This is a genomic window from Nocardia vulneris (genome assembly GCF_001613425.1).
GTDB lineage: Bacteria > Actinomycetota > Actinomycetes > Mycobacteriales > Mycobacteriaceae > Nocardia > Nocardia vulneris.
The window spans coordinates 157,789-175,895 of record NZ_BDCI01000023.1 but is presented as its reverse complement, the minus strand read 5'-3'; the positions used below and the strand labels follow the sequence as shown (position 1 = coordinate 175,895).

The 18,107-nt window shown below is 67.2% G+C and carries 19 protein-coding genes; 8 read left to right on the top strand and 11 right to left on the bottom strand.

Annotated features, from left to right (window positions below; translation table 11 throughout):
- The first annotated feature begins 4 nt into the window (after positions 1-4).
- Together NVU01S_RS25310 and NVU01S_RS25305 are read left to right on the top strand one after the other, a co-directional pair.
- A complete protein-coding gene (locus NVU01S_RS25310; RefSeq protein WP_043680448.1) occupies positions 5-1,093 on the top strand; it encodes an alkene reductase in 1,089 nt (362 codons plus the stop codon).
- Positions 1,094-1,194: 101 nt separating this feature from the next.
- Entirely contained in the window at positions 1,195-2,238 is a 1,044-nt protein-coding gene (locus NVU01S_RS25305) for a DUF2330 domain-containing protein (RefSeq protein WP_052281294.1), read from the top strand.
- Between the two features lie 4 nt (positions 2,239-2,242).
- Here the strand turns inward: NVU01S_RS25305 and NVU01S_RS25300 are convergent, their stop codons facing one another.
- Positions 2,243-2,476, bottom strand: coding sequence for a hypothetical protein (locus NVU01S_RS25300; RefSeq protein ID WP_043680444.1), 234 nt, complete (start codon positions 2,474-2,476; stop codon positions 2,243-2,245).
- Positions 2,477-2,655: 179 nt separating this feature from the next.
- Here NVU01S_RS25300 and NVU01S_RS25295 point away from each other — a divergent pair, with 179 nt between their 5' ends.
- Together NVU01S_RS25295 and NVU01S_RS25290 are read left to right on the top strand one after the other, a co-directional pair.
- Positions 2,656-3,858 carry a sensor histidine kinase gene (locus NVU01S_RS25295; protein WP_052281293.1) on the top strand — a complete coding sequence of 401 codons (1,203 nt, stop codon included), beginning with the start codon at positions 2,656-2,658 and terminating at the stop codon, positions 3,856-3,858.
- The gene (locus tag NVU01S_RS25290) at positions 3,855-4,526 is read left to right on the top strand and encodes a response regulator (protein ID WP_043680440.1); all 672 of its coding nucleotides are present in this window, start codon (positions 3,855-3,857) and stop codon (positions 4,524-4,526) included. The genes NVU01S_RS25295 and NVU01S_RS25290 overlap by 4 nt, the downstream gene beginning before the upstream one ends.
- A gap of 24 nt (positions 4,527-4,550) precedes the next feature.
- On the opposite strand, the gene NVU01S_RS25285 is transcribed toward NVU01S_RS25290, so the two are convergent.
- From NVU01S_RS25285 to NVU01S_RS25260, 6 genes are all read right to left on the bottom strand, one after another.
- Positions 4,551-5,510, bottom strand: coding sequence for an alpha/beta hydrolase (locus tag NVU01S_RS25285; protein ID WP_043680437.1), 960 nt, complete (start codon positions 5,508-5,510; stop codon positions 4,551-4,553).
- Between the two features lie 128 nt (positions 5,511-5,638).
- Positions 5,639-6,061, bottom strand: coding sequence for an HIT family protein (locus NVU01S_RS25280; RefSeq protein ID WP_041562381.1), 423 nt, complete (start codon positions 6,059-6,061; stop codon positions 5,639-5,641).
- Between the two features lie 319 nt (positions 6,062-6,380).
- Entirely contained in the window at positions 6,381-6,911 is a 531-nt protein-coding gene (locus NVU01S_RS25275) for a hypothetical protein (protein ID WP_063776062.1), read from the bottom strand.
- A gap of 65 nt (positions 6,912-6,976) precedes the next feature.
- Entirely contained in the window at positions 6,977-8,398 is a 1,422-nt protein-coding gene (gene purB / locus NVU01S_RS25270) for an adenylosuccinate lyase (protein ID WP_043680433.1), read from the bottom strand.
- Positions 8,399-8,404: 6 nt separating this feature from the next.
- Complete coding sequence (locus NVU01S_RS25265) at positions 8,405-9,043, bottom strand: TetR/AcrR family transcriptional regulator (RefSeq protein WP_014981435.1); 639 nt, start codon at positions 9,041-9,043, stop codon at positions 8,405-8,407.
- A 128-nt stretch (positions 9,044-9,171) separates the two neighbouring features.
- The gene (locus NVU01S_RS25260) at positions 9,172-10,335 is read right to left on the bottom strand and encodes a pyridoxal phosphate-dependent aminotransferase (RefSeq protein ID WP_043680429.1); all 1,164 of its coding nucleotides are present in this window, start codon (positions 10,333-10,335) and stop codon (positions 9,172-9,174) included.
- 138 nt (positions 10,336-10,473) lie between these two features.
- Here NVU01S_RS25260 and NVU01S_RS25255 point away from each other — a divergent pair, with 138 nt between their 5' ends.
- A complete protein-coding gene (locus NVU01S_RS25255) occupies positions 10,474-11,463 on the top strand; it encodes a M23 family metallopeptidase (protein WP_043680470.1) in 990 nt (329 codons plus the stop codon).
- 5 nt (positions 11,464-11,468) lie between these two features.
- On the opposite strand, the gene purD is transcribed toward NVU01S_RS25255, so the two are convergent.
- On the bottom strand, positions 11,469-12,782 hold the full coding sequence (purD, locus tag NVU01S_RS25250; protein WP_043680427.1) for a phosphoribosylamine--glycine ligase: 1,314 nt from the start codon (positions 12,780-12,782) through the stop codon (positions 11,469-11,471).
- Between the two features lie 159 nt (positions 12,783-12,941).
- On the opposite strand from purD, the gene NVU01S_RS25245 reads away from it, so the two are divergent.
- Together NVU01S_RS25245 and NVU01S_RS25240 are read left to right on the top strand one after the other, a co-directional pair.
- Positions 12,942-13,319, top strand: a complete 378-nt coding sequence (locus NVU01S_RS25245; RefSeq protein ID WP_014981431.1) for a PH domain-containing protein — start codon at positions 12,942-12,944, stop codon at positions 13,317-13,319.
- Positions 13,320-13,349: 30 nt separating this feature from the next.
- Positions 13,350-13,775 (top strand): HIT family protein, encoded by a 426-nt coding sequence (locus tag NVU01S_RS25240; protein ID WP_043680422.1) that lies wholly within the window; start codon positions 13,350-13,352, stop codon positions 13,773-13,775.
- Here NVU01S_RS25240 and NVU01S_RS25235 read toward each other — a convergent pair.
- The 3 genes from NVU01S_RS25235 to NVU01S_RS44295 form a co-directional block, all read right to left on the bottom strand.
- Positions 13,751-13,957, bottom strand: coding sequence for a hypothetical protein (locus tag NVU01S_RS25235; protein ID WP_043680418.1), 207 nt, complete (start codon positions 13,955-13,957; stop codon positions 13,751-13,753). The two genes, NVU01S_RS25240 and NVU01S_RS25235, sit on opposite strands and share 25 nt — an antisense overlap.
- 358 nt (positions 13,958-14,315) lie before the next feature.
- The gene (locus tag NVU01S_RS25230; protein WP_280140886.1) at positions 14,316-15,506 is read right to left on the bottom strand and encodes an ImmA/IrrE family metallo-endopeptidase; all 1,191 of its coding nucleotides are present in this window, start codon (positions 15,504-15,506) and stop codon (positions 14,316-14,318) included.
- The gene (locus tag NVU01S_RS44295) at positions 15,409-16,023 is read right to left on the bottom strand and encodes a hypothetical protein (RefSeq protein WP_043680414.1); all 615 of its coding nucleotides are present in this window, start codon (positions 16,021-16,023) and stop codon (positions 15,409-15,411) included. Before NVU01S_RS44295 ends, NVU01S_RS25230 begins: the two co-directional genes overlap by 98 nt.
- A gap of 623 nt (positions 16,024-16,646) precedes the next feature.
- Here NVU01S_RS44295 and NVU01S_RS25215 point away from each other — a divergent pair.
- Positions 16,647-17,492 carry an SAM-dependent methyltransferase gene (locus NVU01S_RS25215; RefSeq protein WP_052281289.1) on the top strand — a complete coding sequence of 282 codons (846 nt, stop codon included), beginning with the start codon at positions 16,647-16,649 and terminating at the stop codon, positions 17,490-17,492.
- Positions 17,493-18,107: the final 615 nt, after the last annotated feature.

Here is an 18,107-nt window from a genome sequence, read left to right as displayed (position 1 = left end):
AGGAATGAGGCTGCTGACCGAATACCGCGATCCGAAACTCACCACCCCCAACCGCATCGTCATGTCGCCGATGACCCGGCTGCGCACCCAGCCCGACGGCGCGCCGACCGCGGACGTCATCGACTACTACGCCCAGCGGGCGACGGCGGGGCTGATCATCACCGAGGGCCTCTGGCCGCATTCGACCGGGCAGAGCGAGGCCTGGTCGCCGGGGCTGCAGACGGACCGGCACGTGGCGGCCTGGCGGCAGGTCACCGAGGCCGTGCACGCGCGCGGCGGCCGCATCTTCGCCCAGCTCATGCACGGTGGCCGCAAAGGACATCCGCTCGCGCGCATCGATGGCTCCTGGCCCGCCGGTCCGTCCGCCGTGCTGGACGAGGACCGGGTGCACCTGATCGCGGGCGGCAAGGCCGACCCCATCACGCCTGCCGCGTACGACCACGACGGCATCGCCGCCGCCGTGGCACAGCATGCCCACGCGGCACGCAACGCGATCGACGCCGGCTTCGACGGCGTCGAGATCCACGGCGCCAACAGCTATCTCATCCACCAGTTCCTGGCCGACAACACCAACCTGCGCACCGACAAGTTCGGCGGCTCGCCCGCCAACCGCATGCGCCTGCCGCTGGCCATCGTCGACGCGGTGGCGGACGCGATCGGCGCGCAGCGCACCGCGATCCGGCTCTCCCCCGGCAATCCGCAGTTCAACATGTACGAAGCCGATCCGGGCCCGCTCTACCGGACGCTGGTCACCGAACTCGATCGTCGCGACCTGGCCTACCTGCACCTGACCGACAACGACGACTACCCGGCGCTCGCCGACCTGCGCCCCCGCTGGCACGGCACGCTCATCGCCAATATCGGCGAGAACCGGGAACCCACGTCCGCCGCGGGTGCCGAAGCTGTTCTCGCCCGGGGCCTCGCCGATCTGGTGTCGTTCGGTCGCGCGTTCATCGCCAATCCCGATCTGGTGCACCGCATTACCCACGATCTGCCACTGACCGCCCTGCGCGAGGACGGGTTGTACGGCCGCACGGCCGAGGGTTACAGCGACTATCCGGCGTATGCGGCGAGCGTGGCGCGCAGCGCGTGAGTCCGAGCCGGACGCTCAGCTCTATCGGCGAGCCGCGAATTTGAATCGGCGTGTCGCCCTGACGAATCGGCGTGTCTGCGCCGTGTCGTAGGGTTGCGATTATGCGTATCGCCGTTGCCAGTCGGGTGGCCGTTGCCGCGACGATACTGTCCGCGGTGGCGGGGCTCGGCGCGGCGAGCCCCGCCGCGGCCACCGGCGGCGCACTCGCGGTGCCCCCGGGACGGCAGGCTTCGATCGCCGGGGAAACCGCGTTGCTCAGCTGGGACGGCAAGCGCGAGACCCTGGTGCTCGACCTGAATCTGTTGGCCGACACCGACAATGCGGTGCTCGTCGTCCCGACGCCGAGCCGGGCCAGCTTGGAGCCGGTCGCCGAAACCACCTTCGTCGACCTGAATCGGCTGACCCTGCCCGAGATCGTGACCGAGCGCCGCTGGTTCGGCACCGGCGCGCCCACCGGCGCATCCGACGGGCCCGATCAGGCGACAACGGAAGACCCGACAGGTCCGTTCGAGACGTTTCACTTCACCGGCGCACAGCTCGCCGATATGCGAACGTGGTTGGCCGCCACCGGTTACACACTGCGGCCGGAAGCGCATACCGCGCTCGACGAATACGGCAGGGACGGTTGGTCGTTCGTCGCGATCCGGCTCACCCGCCCCGGTGCGACGACCGGGACGCCTTCGCTGACCGGGCGGATCGATCCGATCCGGTTGAGTTTCGCGACCGACCGACCCGTCTACCCGATGCGGATCTCCGGCACCGCACCACAGCGGGTGCGGTTGTATGTGCTGAGCGACCACCGCATGGCACGGTCGGACCCCGACGCGACGACGCAGACCGTCGATGTGGAGTTCGCCGGACGCATCGCCGACAGCAGCAATCCGACGCTGACCGGTATGGCGGACGGCGGACGGAACTACCTGACGAAAATGTCGGTCGCGACCCCGGACCCGTCGAGCCGCACCACCGACTTCACCTTCGCTGCCGCACCCACCGACGACGAGGTCCGCGGTCGGCTCACGGTGCTCGAACCCGTGGAATTCCTCGGCATGCCCGCCGGCCCGGTGATCCTCGCGCCCGCGACGGCGGCCGCGGCGCTGGTGCTGTTCGCGCTGGTGCGCACGTTGCGCAGACAGCCGAAGTAACAGATCAGCCTTCCAGCACCTTCACCTTGTCGTTCGCTCGGCCTGCGAGGACCGCGCCGACGGCCGCCAGCACGACGAGCCCGGCCAGTTCGCCGAGCCAGCCGCCCGGCACCCAATCGAACAGGCCCCACAGCTGCGATTTCCGGTGATCGATCAGCAGCCGGATGACCGCCTGTGCCGAAGCGACCAGCACGACCATGCCGACGATCTGCACGCCGATCCACGCATTCTTGCCCATCCCGATCTTCCTTTCGTCGCTGTGCCCGGTCAGACACCCTCGGTGCCGTTTCTCATGGTTCGCCGCGGACCCTGAATCGCGCATCGGTCATCGGTCGGGGCCGGGTTCATCCTTTGGTCGCTCGCGATTCGCCCTGCAGAGCGATGTGCAGGCCGATGACCCCCACATAGAGTCAGCTCATGTCCAGCGCTCCCCTGTCGTCGGCGCCGCCGCTGCGGTGGTGGTCGCACGCCTGGCGGCTGGCGGTGGCGGCGCTGATCGGCGGGCTGGCCTGGAACACCGCCATGGTGGAGATGGCACCGCTCGACGGCATGCAGCTGACCTGGTTCCACGTGGTCGATCCGCTGCTCGGCGTGGCCTGCATCCTGCTCACGCTGCTGCGGCGCCGGTATCCGGTGACCATCGCGGCGATCGTGACGGTGGTGTCCACCGTGTCGGTGACGGCGAACGGCGCCGCCGCCCTCGTCCTGTGCTCGCTGGCCACGCGCAGGCGGTATGCCGAGACGATCGCGATGTCGATCGTCTGCATCGGCACCGGCCTGCTCACCGACACCGTCTTCTATCCCAAACGTCCTGACGTACAGCCGGATTGGTACGGGCCGACCGTGCTCACGGCCACCGTCGCCGCCATCGTCGCGATCGGCTTCGCGGTGGGCGCACGTCGAGATCTGGTGTGGTCGTTACGTTCCCGCGCCGAAACCGCCGAACGCGAGCAGCACGCGCGCGCCGCCGAGGCCCGGTTGCTGGAACGCAACCGCATCGCGCGGGAGATGCACGACGTCCTGGCGCACCGGATTTCGGTGGTCGCGATGCACGCCGGGGCGCTCGGCTTCCGCACCGACCTGACCAGGGAGCAGACCGCGGCCACCGCGAAAACCATTGCCGACAACGCCCATCTGGCGCTGCAGGAGCTGCGTGAGGTGCTCGGCGTGCTGCGCGCCGACACCACGATCGACGACACCCCGGAACCACCGCAACCCACCCTGGCCGACCTGGCGCGGCTGGTCGACGAAGCCCGCTCGACGGGTATGGACGTGACGATCACCGACACCACCACCGCCGAACTCCCCGCGACCAGCGCCCGCACCGCGTATCGCATCGCCCAGGAGGGCCTGACCAACGCGCGCAAACATTCACCCGGCGCGCCGGTGCGGGTGCGCATCGACGGCGGCCCCGGCGGCGACCTGACCGTCGTCGTCGGCAACACCGCCGCGCGAGCGCCCGGGCTGTCCATCCCGTCCTCCGGTTATGGCCTGCTCGGTCTCACCGAACGCGCCGAATTGGTCGGCGGCACCCTCGATTACGGGCCGGATCCAGCCGGCGGGTACCGCCTGCGCGCGGTGCTGCCCTGGCCCGCCGCCGTCACCACGGGTGAGCGATGACCGCGCCGATCCGCGTGGTCATCGTCGACGACGAACCGCTGGCCCGCTCCGCCTTGACGCTGATCCTCGGCGGCGATCCGGAACTGGCGCTGGTGGGCGAGGCCGCCGACGGTGAACAGGCGCTCGCCGTGGTGCGCGAGCAACGGCCCGATCTGGTGCTGATGGACATCCGGATGCCGGTACGCGACGGGCTCGACGCCACCCGCGAACTGCTGAGCCGCCCCGATCCGCCACGCGTGGTCGTGCTGACCACCTTCGACGCCGACGACATGGTGTTGCAGGCGTTGCGGATCGGCGCGCACGGATTCCTGCTCAAGGACACGCCGCCCGCCGAGATCGTCAGCGCGATCAAACAGGTCGCGGCGGGCAAACCCATGCTGTCGCCCAGCGTGACCGCGCAGCTGATCTCGGTGGCCACCGCCGCGCCCAGCGCGGACGAGGCAGCTCGCGAACAGGCCCGCCGGGCCCTGGCCGCCCTCACCGACCGGGAACGCGAGATCGCCGAAGCCATCGGCCGCGGACTGGCCAACTCCGATATCGCCAAAGAACTACACCTCAGCGTCGCCACGGTGAAGTCGCACATCAGCAGGCTGCTCACCAAGCTCGGCGCGGAGAACCGGGTGCAGATCGCGATCCTGGTGCTCACCGCGGGCCGCCCCGGTCCGTGATCCGCTGGGCCGCAACAGAACCGGTCAGGCGCCGATGGCGGGCGCGATGGTCGGCCACGACGCGTGCAAGGTGTCCTGCCAGTACGACCAGGAGTGAGTTCCGGTGGGGCGGTAGTCGACTCGGGCCGGGATCCCCAGGGCGCGCAAACGTTGCTCGAAGGCGACCACACAGGTGTTGACGCCGACCTCGACCGGGCCGCCGAGGAAAATGTTCTCGGCCAGTTGCGGTTTGATCTCCAGCTCGTGCGGACCCGGGATGCCGGTGCCGGACGAAAGGTAGATCGTTTTGCCGCGCAGATTCTCTGCCAGCAGCGCGGGATCGTGTTCGGCCCAGGCCGGACTGCCCGGCGGACCCCACATGTTCACCGGATTCCCACCCCGGTTGGCGATCGAGAACATCGTCGCGCCCATCGCCAAACCCGTGTCGGGGCAGGCGCTGTAGCCCGCGACCGCGCGATACAGCCAGGGCTTACGAGCGGCGAGAACGAAGGCCGCGTTGCCGCCCATGGAGAGCCCGCCGATCGCGTTGACGCCGTTGCCGTTGAACGCCGCATCGATCAGCGGCGGCAGTTCCTCGGTCAGGAACGTCTCCCAGCGGTAATGGCCGAAGCGCGGATCATCCTGCTGCCAGTCGGTGTAGTAGCTGGCCTGGCCGCCGACGGGCAGCACCACATTGACCCGCGAACCCGCGAAGAAGCGCTCCGCGTCGGTCGCGTTGGTCCAGGTGCTCTGGGTCAGGCCGGGATCGAGGCCGTCCAGCAGGTAATAGGTCGGCCGGGCGCCGCCACCGGCCGGATGCAACACCTGTACCTGGATGGTCCGGCCCATCGCCGGTGAATCGATGAACAGCGCCGAACGAGTGGGGGTCAGGCGGTCGATGCGCTCGATCTGGGCGGCCGCCGCCGTGCCGGAGCCCACCAACGCAGGTGCGGCCAGCCCCAAGGCCAAGGCCAGCACTGCCGCAGCAACCGATGTTCGCCGCACGTCCCCACCTCCATCACCGCAAGACAATGACCTTCAAGGTAACTCACCGTAAGACGGGACGGAAGAGATCTTGATTCCAGGCTTCTATTCAGCAAACTGTCCGGTATGTAGGCGCCACACCCGGAAGCTCAGCGCTCGAGTGCCCCACGAATCGACCCGGCCAGATAATCCAGATCGGCGCGCGGCGGGCTGGTCGGGCGGCCACGCAAGCCGAATCCGTCGCCGAGGGTCCGCGGAATGACGTGCAGATGCACATGGAACACCTCCTGCCCCGCCGTAACCCCGTCGGCCAGAAAGAAATTCACCCCGTCACAGCCGACCTCGCTGACCCGCAACGCCGCCGCCACCCGCTGCCCCACCTGAAACAGCTTGCCGCCCACCACCGGATCCAGCTCCGCCAGACTCCGCGCCGCCACCTTCGGCACCACCAGCACATGCCCCGGCGTCATCGGCCGAATATCCATGAACGCCAACACATCGTCGTCCTCGAACACCCGGCTCGCCGGCGCCCGCCCAGCCACAATGTCGCCAAAAATCGTGTACGGATTCACCGCAGCACCCTAACCCCACCCCAGCACGAAGCTCGACAATTGCAATAGCCTCTACGCATCAGATGAAGTAGTATCAAGACAGCTTCTGGCACTAGCTGGAAGAAGTGGACCCGACTCTTCACCGGACGGTGAGCAGTCGGGTTTCGCGCTATCTGCGGCAATCCACTTCGAACACGTGCTGCGGCCGCTGACAACAGGCGATTCAAACGACTGGCCCCCTCCCGACAGGCTGCTGTAGCATCAGTCATAGCTTCTGGCACTAGCTGGAAGAAGTGGACCCGACTCCTGGATGGACGTCCAGCAGTCGGGTTTCGCGTCTCTAGCAGGCTCCGACATCCTTATTGATGTCGATGAACGGAGCTACCGCGGACTTCCAGCTACCCCCGGCACCGAACGACCACGCCACCGCGTCTGGCCACCACAGCGCAGGCTCGCTATGCGGCGGCAAATGGACGTACGGAAGTTCCCCCGACCGCTTGCCCAGAGCGCTCGCAACGGTACGACGATCACGGGCATCTTGACTCTCACGCGATTCGATCACGAGGCGGCCGGCACCGAGGTCCAGCAGATCGATCACCAGCGCGGTAAGGCACTCATGACGTGTCGGCACCTCCCGCCCGCGCCCTTCGATCACCCAAATCTGCATTCCACGGATGCGGCGCAACGATCCGAGAATCTTTCGTTGCCGCTGGGCCGACTCGTGCCAAAAATGCCAGCGGCGATGCCCGGGCAGACAGAAGCTGCGGGCCAGCGCCCGTGCAGCCGCGAGTTCGGCCACCGGGATCAACACCGCGCACAGCAGATAGCGATCTCTTCGAATCGATTCGTCAACGAACGCGTGAAAGGGCACCGTGGGACGATACCGTTCAGCTATGACACCCGCGAACTCGATTTCCGGCGAAATCGTTGCTCTCGCTACAGGATTGGCGAGGGGGTGTAGCGCGCCGCTTCGGGGTTGGCGTCGACGAGTTTCTGGACGGCGGCGATGACATCGGAGACCTGGGCCTCGGCGGCGCCGATGAAGGCGGACTTGTCGGCGAGGGCGGTGTCGAGGGCGGCGCGGTCGAGCGGGAGGCGCTCGTCGGCGGCGAGGCGGTCGAGCAGATCGGGTTCGCGGCCTTGTTCGCGCATGGCGAGGGCGACGGCGACGGCGTGCTCCTTGATGACCTCGTGCGCGGTTTCGCGGCCCACGCCGGTGCGGACCGCGGCCATCAGGATCCGGGTGGTGGCCAGGAACGGCAGGTAGCGGTCGAGTTCACGGGCGATCACGGCCGGGTAGGCGCCGAATTCGGCGAGCACGGTGAGGAAGGTTTCCATCATGCCGTCGATCGCGAAGAACGCGTCGGGCAGCGCGACGCGGCGCACCACCGAACAGAACACGTCGCCTTCGTTCCATTGCGCGCCGGCCAGCTCGGCGGCCATCGAGGCGTACCCGCGCAACACCACCTGCAGTCCGTTGACCCGTTCGCACGAGCGGGTGTTCATCTTGTGCGGCATCGCCGAGCTGCCCACCTGGCCGGGTTGGAAGCCTTCGGTGACCAGTTCGTGCCCGGCCATCAGCCGGATGGTGTGCGCGAACGAGGACGGACCTGCACCGACCTGGACCAGCGCGGACAGCACATCGTGGTCGAGCGAGCGCGGATACACCTGGCCGACGCTGGTCAGCACATTCGCGAACCCGAGATGCCGCGCGACCTGCTGCTCCAGCCGGGACAGCTTCGCCGGGTCGCCGCCGAGCAGGTCGAGCATGTCCTGGGCGGTGCCCATCGGGCCTTTGATCCCGCGCAGCGGATACCGCTCGATCAGCTCGCGGACCCGGGTGAGCGCGATGAGCAGCTCGTCGGCGGCTGAGGCGAACCGTTTGCCCAGCGTCGTAGCCTGTGCGGCGACATTGTGCGAGCGCCCCGCCATCACCAGGGTCTGATATTCGGCGGCCTGCTCGGCCAGCCGGGCGGCGACCGCGACACCGTGCGCGTACACGTGCTCGAGCGAGAGCCGGATCTGCAGCTGCTCCACGTTCTCGGTGAGATCGCGGCTGGTCATGCCCTTGTGCACGTGTTCGTGCCCGGCGAGCGCGTTGAACTCCTCGATGCGCGCCTTCACGTCGTGGCGGGTGACCCGTTCCCGTTCGGCGATGGACGCCAGATCGACCTGCTCGAGCACGCGCTCGTAATCGTCGAGTACGCCTGCGGGAAGGTCGATTCCGAGTTCGGACTGCGCCCGCAGCACCTCGAGCCAGAGTCGCCGTTCGAGCACGATCTTGTGTTCGGGCGACCACAGCCGCACCAGTTCGGGGCTGGCGTATCGGGTGGCAAGGACGTTCGGAACGAGGGTCACGTCTCGTCAGTCTAATGTGCGGAAACGGTCCACTTGCTGGGGCGTCGCCGGAGCGACGATGTCGATCACCTCGAGCAGGGCGCCGCGCGCCATCCGGCGGGGTTCGGGGTCGAGTTCGGTGAGTGCCGCGACCACCGCGCCGTCCACCACGGCGACCAGTCTGCGGAGTTGTTCGGGGCGGACGAGTCGATCGGAGCGGCGCAGCACGTCGGCGAGCAGCTCGTCGAGCTGGGCGCGCAGCCGTAACTGCACCTCTCGCAGCTCGGGGTGCCGCGCGGAAGCGACCGAGCGCTCATAGCGGGCGATCAACTGCCCGCGCGCGCCCTCGTCGTGCCCGTCGGTGCCGACCAGCAGATCGAGCACCAGATCAACGGTCGCCTCGGCGCCGCGGCGGCGGTGACTCACCTCGCCGACCCGGCGGCGCATGGCGTCGAGTTCCACGTTGCCGCTGAATTCGACCGCGCGCGCGATCAGGTCTTCCAGCGATTCGAAGTAGTAGGTGGTCGACGCCAACGGAAGGTCGGCGCGGGTCGCGACCGAACGGTGCCGCACTGCCTCGAATCCGCCTTCGAGCAACAACTCGGCGGCAGCAGCTACCAAAGCCTGGCGACGCCGTTCGCCTTTCGGGGTCGTCGCGGTGATCACCGTGCCATCGTGCCAGTCGTCATCAGTTCTTCCAGGGGAAATCAGCGAGGAAAAGCAACCATCGATGTTTTACCGTATCCGCGCGGTCATGGTGTCGAACTGCGGAAAGTTGTTGCCGTACACGACGATCAGACCGCGAGATAGTGCCCTAGACGCAGCAGCGCCGCCTCGATGTCGGCGGTGGCGCCCGCGAAGGAGAACCGCACTGTCCGGTTTCCGCGCACCGTATCGAAGTCCAGGCCGGGCGCGAGCGCGACGCCGGTGTGGTCGAGCACGTCGGCACACCAGCCGCGCGCGTCATCGGTGAGGTGACCGATATCGGCGTAGGCGTAGAACGCGCCGTCGGCCGGGGCGAGGTCGGTGATGCCCAGTTTCGGCAGCCCGTCCAGCAGCAACTGCCGGTTGATCGCGTAGCGCCGCACGTGCCCGTCGAGCTCGGCCTTCGCCTCGGCACCGAAGGCGTGCAAGGCCGCGTACTGCGAGATGGCCGGCGGGCACACGGTCAGATTGGAGGCGAGCCGCTGCAACGCCGGACGCAGCCCGGCCGGGGCGAGCATCCAGCCGAGCCGCCAACCGGTCATCGAAAAGTATTTGGACACCGAACCGATGACCACCGACTCCCGCGAGGTCTCCCACGCCGACGAGGTCGCGGTATCCGCACCCGCGTAGGTGATGCCGTGATAGATCTCGTCGGAGATGAGCAGGGTGCCGTGCTCGTCACACCAGCGCGCCAGCGCCGCGAGTTCGTCGGGCGCGATCATGGTGCCGGTCGGGTTCGCCGGACTCGCGACCACCAGCCCCGCCGGCGGTTCCGGCAGCGCCTCCAGCATGGCCACGGTCGGCTGGAACCGGGTCTGCGCGCCGCAGTCCAGTTCGACGACCCGGCAGCCGAGCGCGGTGAGGGTGTTGCGGTAGGCCGGATAACCGGGCCGAGCCACCACCACGGTGTCCCCCGGGTCGAAGGCCGCCAGGAAAATCAGCGAGAACGCACCCGACGACCCGGTCGTGATCACGACATCGTCCGGGTCCACCGGGTAGCCGTAGGTCACGGTGTGATGTGCCGCGATCACCTCGCGCAGCGGGAGGATGCCGAATGTCTCGGTGTAGCCGAGCAATTCGGATTCGATCGCGGTTCTCGTCGCGCGCAGCACCGGCGCGGGCGCAGGCGTCGAGGGCTGGCCGGCCGCGAGTACCAGCACATCGCCGTGCGTTCTGGCCCGTTGCGCCGCAGCTTTCCAGACATCCATCACGTAGAAAGGTGGAATGGTCGACCGGCGAGATTCTCTGGACACCCGCAAGACGCTAGACGGTGTCCCCCGACGGCAGCGCGCGGATGCCGGGCCTTCGTCTCGTCGCGCAGACTCCGCCGTATCGCGCCGTCGTGCCTGCCGGTCCTGCACGCGGCCGCGACCAGGGTTATGGTCGCTTTGATGCTCGAGAATGCTCGACGAGCCGGCCTCGACCGGATGCGCGGAGTGGGCGGCATCGTGGTCATTCCGCCGGATTGGCGTGCCCGGATGCGGGAGAAACCCGCCCGGGGCATCCGCGTGCTGTTCGATCGGGTGCAGCTCGGTGAACTGCTGCGACACCGGCCCGACCCCCGGGAACTGTGGCGACGGCGGGCCGAGTTACCCGAACTGTGGGCGCAGCGACGACCCGATCGGGACAAAATGCTCGCGCTGCTGCGCAAGCATCGCGTGCTGCTGGCCGGGCTCGCGGTCACCGCCGTGTTCGCCGCGGGCGACACCGCCTACACCGGCACCATCAGTGATCGACTCCCCGACGTGGACCACGTGCAGCGCGTGGCCGTGGCCTATCCCTTGCAGATGCAGACCACACCGCCCTCGGTACGCCGCTACCTGAACGCCATCGCCAACGGTGAACGGCTGCGCGAACAAGCGGTGGTGGCCGCCGCCGCACGCGCCACCTTGGAGCGCGCCAAGGCCGAAGCCGCCGCGGCGGCCGCGGGCGAATACCAACCGTGGATGGCGGGCGGCACCCTCCCGAATCCCGGCGCGGTACTGCCCGGCATGGGCGGTTTCGTGATGCCCGCGCGCGGCGTGTTCACCTCCGGGTTCGGTTCGCGCTGGGGCACCTTCCACAACGGCATCGACATCGCGGGCCCGATCGGCACGCCGATTTACGCGGTCGCCAACGGCACCGTCATCGACGCGGGCCCGGCCGAAGGATTCGGGCTGTGGGTGCGCATCCGGCACGACGACGGCTCGATCACCGTGTACGGCCACATGTACGACTTCTTCGTGTCCCGTGGCGAGCGCGTCCCCGCGGGCATGCAGATCGCGCGCATGGGCAACCGCGGCGACTCCACCGGCCCGCACCTGCACTTCGAGGTGATCGTCGGCGGTCAGCACGTAGACCCCCGCCAATGGCTGGCGGTCCATGGCCTGAACTTCGGCTGAGGCTGTTACGACTCCCGGGTCCGGCCCGAATTCGCGGAGGCGCGGTCCGGCACGGCGATACGGTCTTCCACCGCAGCGAGACCGATATCGGTGCGGTAGTGACTGCCCGGCAGCTTGATCGCGGTGATCCGCGCGTAGGCGTTGGTTCGTGCCTCGGCCAGGTCGGCGCCCACACCGACGACGTTGAGCACCCGGCCGCCCGCCGAGATCAGCGCGCCGTCCTCGCGTAACGCGGTGCCCGCGTGCAGCACCGCCGCGGTGTCGTCGAGTGCGCCGTCACCGGCGCCGGAGATCACATCGCCGATGCGCGGGCGGCCCGGGTAGTTCTCGGCCGCGACGACCACGGTGATCGCCGAACCGTCCCGCCAGCGCGGCGGCTCGACCTCGGCGAGGGTGCCGGCCGCGGTGGCGGCGAGCAGTTCGCCGAGCGGGCTCTCCAGCAGGGCGAGCACCGCCTGGGTCTCGGGATCGCCGAAGCGGCAATTGAATTCGACCACGGCGGGTCCGGCGACGCCCATCGCGAGGCCCGCGTACAGCAGTCCGGAAAATCCGCTGCCGCGCCGAACCAGTTCGGCGGCAACGGGTTTCACCACGTCTTCGACGATCGTGGTCACCGCGTCCGGAGACAGCCAGGGCAGCGGGGTGTACGCGCCCATGCCGCCGGTGTTCGGGCCGGTGTCGCTGTCGCCGACCCGCTTGTGGTCTTGCGCGGGCAGCAGCGGCACCACCGTCTCGCCGTCGACCAGGCAGAACAGCGAGACTTCCGGTCCGTCCAGAAAAGATTCCAGCAGCACCGGATGACCCTGCTCGAGCAGTTCGGCGCCATGATCGCGGGCTGCCGACCGGTCGGCGGTGACCACGACGCCCTTGCCCGCGGCCAGGCCGTCGTCCTTCACCACCCAGGTCGGGCCGAAGCGGTCCAGTGCCGCGTCGAGGTCGGCCGGGTTGTCCACGATCTCGCTGTGCGCGGTCCGCACCCCGGCGGCCGCCATCACGTCCTTGGCGAAGGCCTTCGAGCCCTCGATCCGCGCGGCCGCGGCCGACGGGCCGAAACAGGCGATGCCCGCGGCCCGCACGGCGTCGGCCACACCGAGCACCAGCGGCACCTCGGGACCGATCACCACCAGCTCGGCCGCCACGTCGGTGGCCAGCGCGACCACGGCCTCCGCGGAGCACGGATCGACCGCCCTGGTCTGCGCGTGCTGCGCGATGCCCGCGTTGCCCGGGGCAGCGACGATCCCCGTCACCGCGGGGTCCCTGCGCAGCGCAAGGACGAGGGCATGTTCACGGGCTCCGGAACCGATGACGAGTACGCGCACGGCAGACAGCTTAGGTGAAGCCCCAGGAACCCACGCCTCGGCTCATGAACGACAGACGACCATCGAATATCAGCTTCGCGACGCGCATCATGGAAAGGGACGGTTCCGGCATACCGCCGCGGGCCTGCCACACCCAGATCGTGCGAAGGACGGGGAACGATGGGCCTGATCGACGGAATCATGGGCAACGCCGGACGGATCGATCCTGGTCGGGCACAACAGGAATACGCGAAGTTGATGGGTGAGGGCGAACAGATCTATGCGGCGTACCTGCTGGTGCGCGACGCCATCCTGTTCACCAATCGCCGCCTGATCCTGGTCGACAAGCAGGGCATGACCGGACGCAAGGTGAGCTATCACAGCATTCCCTACCGGGCGATCACGCACTTTTCGGTGGAGACCGCGGGCACCTTCGATCTGGACGCCGAGCTCGCCATCTGGATCTCCGGCAATCCCGATCCGTTGCAGAAGCGGTTCAACCGCCAGGTGGACATCTACGAGGTGCAGGGCATCCTGTCGCACTTCGTGTCGGTGTAGTCCGCGGCGGGCCGGACTAGTCTGCGCTGTATGGCTTCTGTCTTCAGCGCGATCATCGCCGGTCAGCTCCCGGGTCGATTCGTGTGGGAGGACGACGAATTCGTCGGCTTCCTCACGATCGCCCCGGTCACTACCGGGCACACCCTCGTGGTGCCCCGCAAAGAGATCGATCAGTGGCAGGACGTCGACACCGAGACGTTCGCCAGGTTGACCGCCGTCGCCCAGAAGATCGGGCAGGCGGTGCGGCAGGCGTGGGACGCGCCGCGCGCGGGCCTGCTCGTCGCCGGGCTGGAGGTGCCGCACCTGCACGTCCACGTCTTCCCGGCGTTCACCATGACCGATTTCGACATCTCGGGCGCTGACCCCGACCCGTCGCCCGAATCCATGGACGACGCCCAGGCCAGGATCAAGCAGGCGCTGCGCAACCTCGGCTACGGGGCGAACGTGCCCGACTGAACCCGTCGCGGATGATGAGTGAACCAGGGGTGGCCGGGCGCCGAAACAGGTTGCCTGGCCGCCTTTTTCGCTGCCGGCGGCAATTCTTCCCGCGGCGGCCACACCGGCAACCCGTAGCCCTCCGGCATCCGCTCCAGTTCGTCACAGATGTCGTTGATCAGCTGACTCGTGCTCGGGCGCATCGGTTTTCCCCTCCTCCGTTTCACACGCGGTCGACCCCAACCGCTGCCACCACAACTACCAGGCAGGTACGACAACTCTCGCCGCCGTCCTGCCCCCAATACGTCCGCGCCCTGCCCGAGCACTACGTCCGCACCATGTCCCAAGCACGCCGATAGGCGCGTCGTAACCGACGCGCCTATCTACCTGGAGCCCCCTGTCAGGATTGAACTGACGACCTTTCGCTTACAAGGTCAATCGGCCCCAGCGCTGTGCTGATCACGAAGTTAGCAGCGTGCCGCCCAGCGCAGAAACGAAAGTTTTGTGGTGTTCGTTTCACCTGTTCAGAGCAGTGCATGTCCGGTTGTCATGAACCTGATCTCAGACAGCATGCAACCGGTAACCGCCCGCCGTGCCGCTTTGGCCGGTATCGCTGGTGACCTCAATTTGCTGGGCGAACCTCAGCTCGGCGCCGAAGGTCAGCGCATGGACATCGCTCGTTGGGAGCTCAAGGTCGTCAGCGATCACTCGGGCACTTACCTTGGCGCTTGACCGGCGAAGCACCTGCGGGAACACCCGAGACATCTCGTAGTTCGGCATTCCACCCGGCTCCGACGACCGGAATCCTCGCGTGGACAGCTCGATACAGATCTGACGGTAGATCCAGTCGCTTATCCGCCCCGACTTGTGGGCAGCCATGGCCAGCGCCATCGCCGATACCTTGAACTGACTACGCACAGCCAAAATGTCGGACACGGACGGCGTCGACGACAGATATTCGACGACGCTCGCCGCTGGTACGAGGAACTCCGACGCGAACGCGTCAGCTTCTCGCTCGATGACGGCTGTCTCGCAGGGCTCTCCGTCGTGCAGGACGAGGTGGCCTATCTCATGGGCGAGGTCGAACCGTATTCGCTCCGGCGATTTGCGGCGGGCCAGAAAGACATACGGGGTTCCGCCTTGCCACATCGAGTACGCATCGACGGCATCAGCGAACGGCGGCAAGCTGTAGATGCGGATACCGCGAGACTCGCACAGCTGCACCAGGTTCGGCAGTGGTTTGGTTCCCAGCCCCCAGACGCCGCGGAGCAGCTGGGCGGCCGTCGCCGGGTCGTTGCCTGCCAGCGATGGCACCGCCATCTCGGGAAGGATGAACCGCATGGAAATCCAACGATCGATTTCCACGCCCGATACGCCAGCTGCCACTGCGGCATCGCGTTCGCGAGCACTGGCTTGCCTTGCAGCGCGGAAGCGAACGTCGGCAGCGTCGAACACTGGCGCACCACCACGATCGAAATACCCGATAGGAAAATCCAGCGCCTCTGCCAGCGCCGCCGCAACCTGCCGCGGCGCCTCGCCCGCCTCGTATCGGGTGATCGTGCGTGGAATAACCGACAGGTTGCGTGCGAGTTCAGCTTTCGTCAGCCCTCGACGCATCCGCGCGATCCGGATCCGATCAGGATCCAGGTAGGTCTCAACCGACCCTTCTGACGATTTCTTCGACCTCGAAGTCGACGTCTTGACCTCCGACGTCGTGCGGCCTCGCGCTGCCACTGTCCGGCCTCCATTCATCGAGGATGACGCGCACCTTCCAACCTGTGAACTGGCCATCGCTGAACCCGAGCGGCAGTGATATTTCCATACGCACGGCGTCAGTGTCTCGGTAGTACAGGAGGAACCATGGTCCAGATGGCGGTTCATTGCGCAGGTCACCGTCGTCCTCGCTGCGGCCACGCAGCGACTGCACCGTGATCAACGGCACGGTGCCGTTCACGATTGCCTGCTCGGTTGCTGGTCCCCGGCGCCGCGCCGCGAACGGGCCAGTGGAATGGTCCCCGATCCCGGTGGCCTCGTTGCCCCCGACGACAGAGAGCGAGTACATGCCATCTTTTCGTTGGGAGACAGGCCGATTCAAAGTGTCGTCTTCGATCCACCGCTTCGTCCGAGCCAGGCGCTCGCGCAGCGTGCCGACGACGTAGATCCATCGAATAAGACCTGCGGCCGTGATCGGATGATGCTTTGTCATATTGCCAGCCCAGGTATCGCCCGTACTGATAGCGGCCATGACGTCGGGGATGGCAACACCCATAGGGCTGAGGTACGCAGCAGCGTCTGGCGGCTCTATAACGACCGTACGCGGGAACGGAACTGGCTGGCTCATGGTGTTGCTACCTCCGTCACGCCTCAATTTTTTGTGCAAAACCGGTCAAAGACCAGGTAGAAGGCAGGTTAGCACACGCCGTAAGGTGCGCTCAGCGCAATTATGATGCGCTCATACTGCAGGCATTCGTGCCTGACGACGAACGCGACCAGCACGCCCGACTCGACCGCGCGGTATCCGGCAGCGCGACGCCGAGCACGCCCGACAGCTGACCGAGGAACCAGGTCCAGGCGCGCCGGTCCGCAGCGGTGGCGGATGTCGGGTACCGGGGTGATGTGCAGTCCGCGGCCGTTGCGTCGAGCAGCGCCAGCTGCTCGGCAGAGACGACGGTGCTTCCATCGCTTTGGCCGGGCCGGCGCCAGTGTGGTACCTCGTCGGTCTCGTTCGCGGCGGCGGGCGATTCGGCACCGGGCGCCACCACCGATTCGACGCCAACAGCTGAAGTACCGAGGGTGCTCCTGCACCGCGACTTCTCGGGGAAACCGACGTTGAATGGTAGAACTTCTGCTTCTCAAGCTGACTGAAGTGGTGGTCGGCTACGGTTTACGTTCGTGGTCGAAGGGAACGTAGGTCCTGCGTCGGAGAGCGACCGAACGCCGCAGCCGTTCGGACCTGACCAGGTGAACTCGGCGCGGGTCTATGACTACTTGCTGGGCGGGAAGGACAATCTTGAGATCGACCAGGACATGGGCGATCAGATGCTTTCTCGCGCACCGGAAATCAGGACCTTGGCCTGGTACTGCCGTGGTTTCATGCTCAAGACTGTCCAGATGGCCGCAGAGGCCGGTATCCGTCAGTTCATCGATCTCGGTTCGGGTATCCCGAACCAGCCCAACGTCGACGAGGTGGCTCTGAAGTTCGACCCGTCGGCGCAGGTGGTGTATGTCGACTACGACCCCGTCGTCCTCGCTCATTGTGACGCGCTGCTGGCCAAAACAGCCGGTGTGTCGGCACTTCTGGGCGATATTCGCCGTCCGCGGGACATCCTCGATGAGCTGAAGAACCGCGCCCTGATCGATTTCGATGAGCCAGTGGCGATCACGATTATCGGAGTGCTGCACTACGTCATGGACGACGAGCACCCCGCCGAGATCATCGCAGCCTTCCGCGATGAGTTGGCACCGGGCAGTCTTCTGGCAATCACGCACGGCTCCGCCGATTCCGCCCCAGAGATACTCCAGTTGCTCGCCCACACCAGAGATACTTCCGCTCAAGTCCGCTTCCGGTCCACCGCCGAGGCGCAGGCACTGCTTGCTGGCTTCGACTTGCTCGCACCAGGACTAGTGCCGGTACAGCAGTGGCTTCGCCCCGCGCTGTCGGAAACCCGACTGGTGATGCTCGGCGCCGTCGGCCGCAAGCCCGGGCGTGCTCGCCGGCCAGATAGCACCGCCCACTGACGGGCGGCCCGCGGTTCAATGTCAAGTATTGGACCTCGGGTCACCCGGCTGGGCGACCCGAGGCGGTGGCGGAATGTTCGACGGCAACGAACATGCCCGCCGGCTCCCGGGCTCGGCTGCATCCAAATGCGTCGCGCGGGGAAAGCGGTGACAGATCGGCACCGCTTACCGCGATGACTGTAGGCCGGACAGCGGTCTTGGACACCCCCTGCTGGGCAGGTCCCGCGCGATGGACACGAAACTCCCAGGTCGTGCCCCGACACTCAGTCAGCTTCTGGTATTCCACGACGGGGCGAGGACAGTGTCTATCACGAGGTCTCAGGGATGGATGGAAGCGTGGACGGATGGTGACCGGTCCAGCGAAAGCCGACCGGGGACAACGAACTTCGAAAGCACCTATGCATAGACGGGCAAACGAGGCAGGATTCCGGATGCAGTTTTCCCGGCCCGATGCCGGGAGTCTTCGCGGCCCGGGACGGCAACCCGGCCGCGAAGGTCCGGGTTTCCCAGGCGTTGAACATCTCGGCTGCATCCAAACAATGGCGAGGCTCGCGACCCGGTCGCGCTCGACCGGTGACGCCACACCCTGGTAACCCAGCCAGGCCGGTGTGCGAT

Excerpts from the sequence above, each read along its gene's own strand:
- NVU01S_RS25230 (WP_280140886.1), bottom strand. The coding sequence starts at position 15,506 with ATGAATGGAGGCCGGACAGTGGCAGCGCGAGGCCGCACGACGTCGGAG.
- NVU01S_RS25305 (WP_052281294.1), top strand. The coding sequence starts at position 1,195 with ATGCGTATCGCCGTTGCCAGTCGGGTGGCCGTTGCCGCGACGATACTG.
- NVU01S_RS25245 (WP_014981431.1), top strand. The coding sequence starts at position 12,942 with ATGGGCCTGATCGACGGAATCATGGGCAACGCCGGACGGATCGATCCT.
- NVU01S_RS25255 (WP_043680470.1), top strand. The coding sequence starts at position 10,474 with ATGCTCGAGAATGCTCGACGAGCCGGCCTCGACCGGATGCGCGGAGTG.
- NVU01S_RS25290 (WP_043680440.1), top strand. The coding sequence starts at position 3,855 with ATGACCGCGCCGATCCGCGTGGTCATCGTCGACGACGAACCGCTGGCC.
- NVU01S_RS25235 (WP_043680418.1), bottom strand. The coding sequence starts at position 13,957 with ATGCGCCCGAGCACGAGTCAGCTGATCAACGACATCTGTGACGAACTG.
- NVU01S_RS25310 (WP_043680448.1), top strand. The coding sequence starts at position 5 with ATGAGGCTGCTGACCGAATACCGCGATCCGAAACTCACCACCCCCAAC.
- NVU01S_RS25295 (WP_052281293.1), top strand. The coding sequence starts at position 2,656 with ATGTCCAGCGCTCCCCTGTCGTCGGCGCCGCCGCTGCGGTGGTGGTCG.
- NVU01S_RS44295 (WP_043680414.1), bottom strand. The coding sequence starts at position 16,023 with ATGGGTGTTGCCATCCCCGACGTCATGGCCGCTATCAGTACGGGCGAT.
- NVU01S_RS25240 (WP_043680422.1), top strand. The coding sequence starts at position 13,350 with ATGGCTTCTGTCTTCAGCGCGATCATCGCCGGTCAGCTCCCGGGTCGA.
- NVU01S_RS25300 (WP_043680444.1), bottom strand. The coding sequence starts at position 2,476 with ATGGGCAAGAATGCGTGGATCGGCGTGCAGATCGTCGGCATGGTCGTG.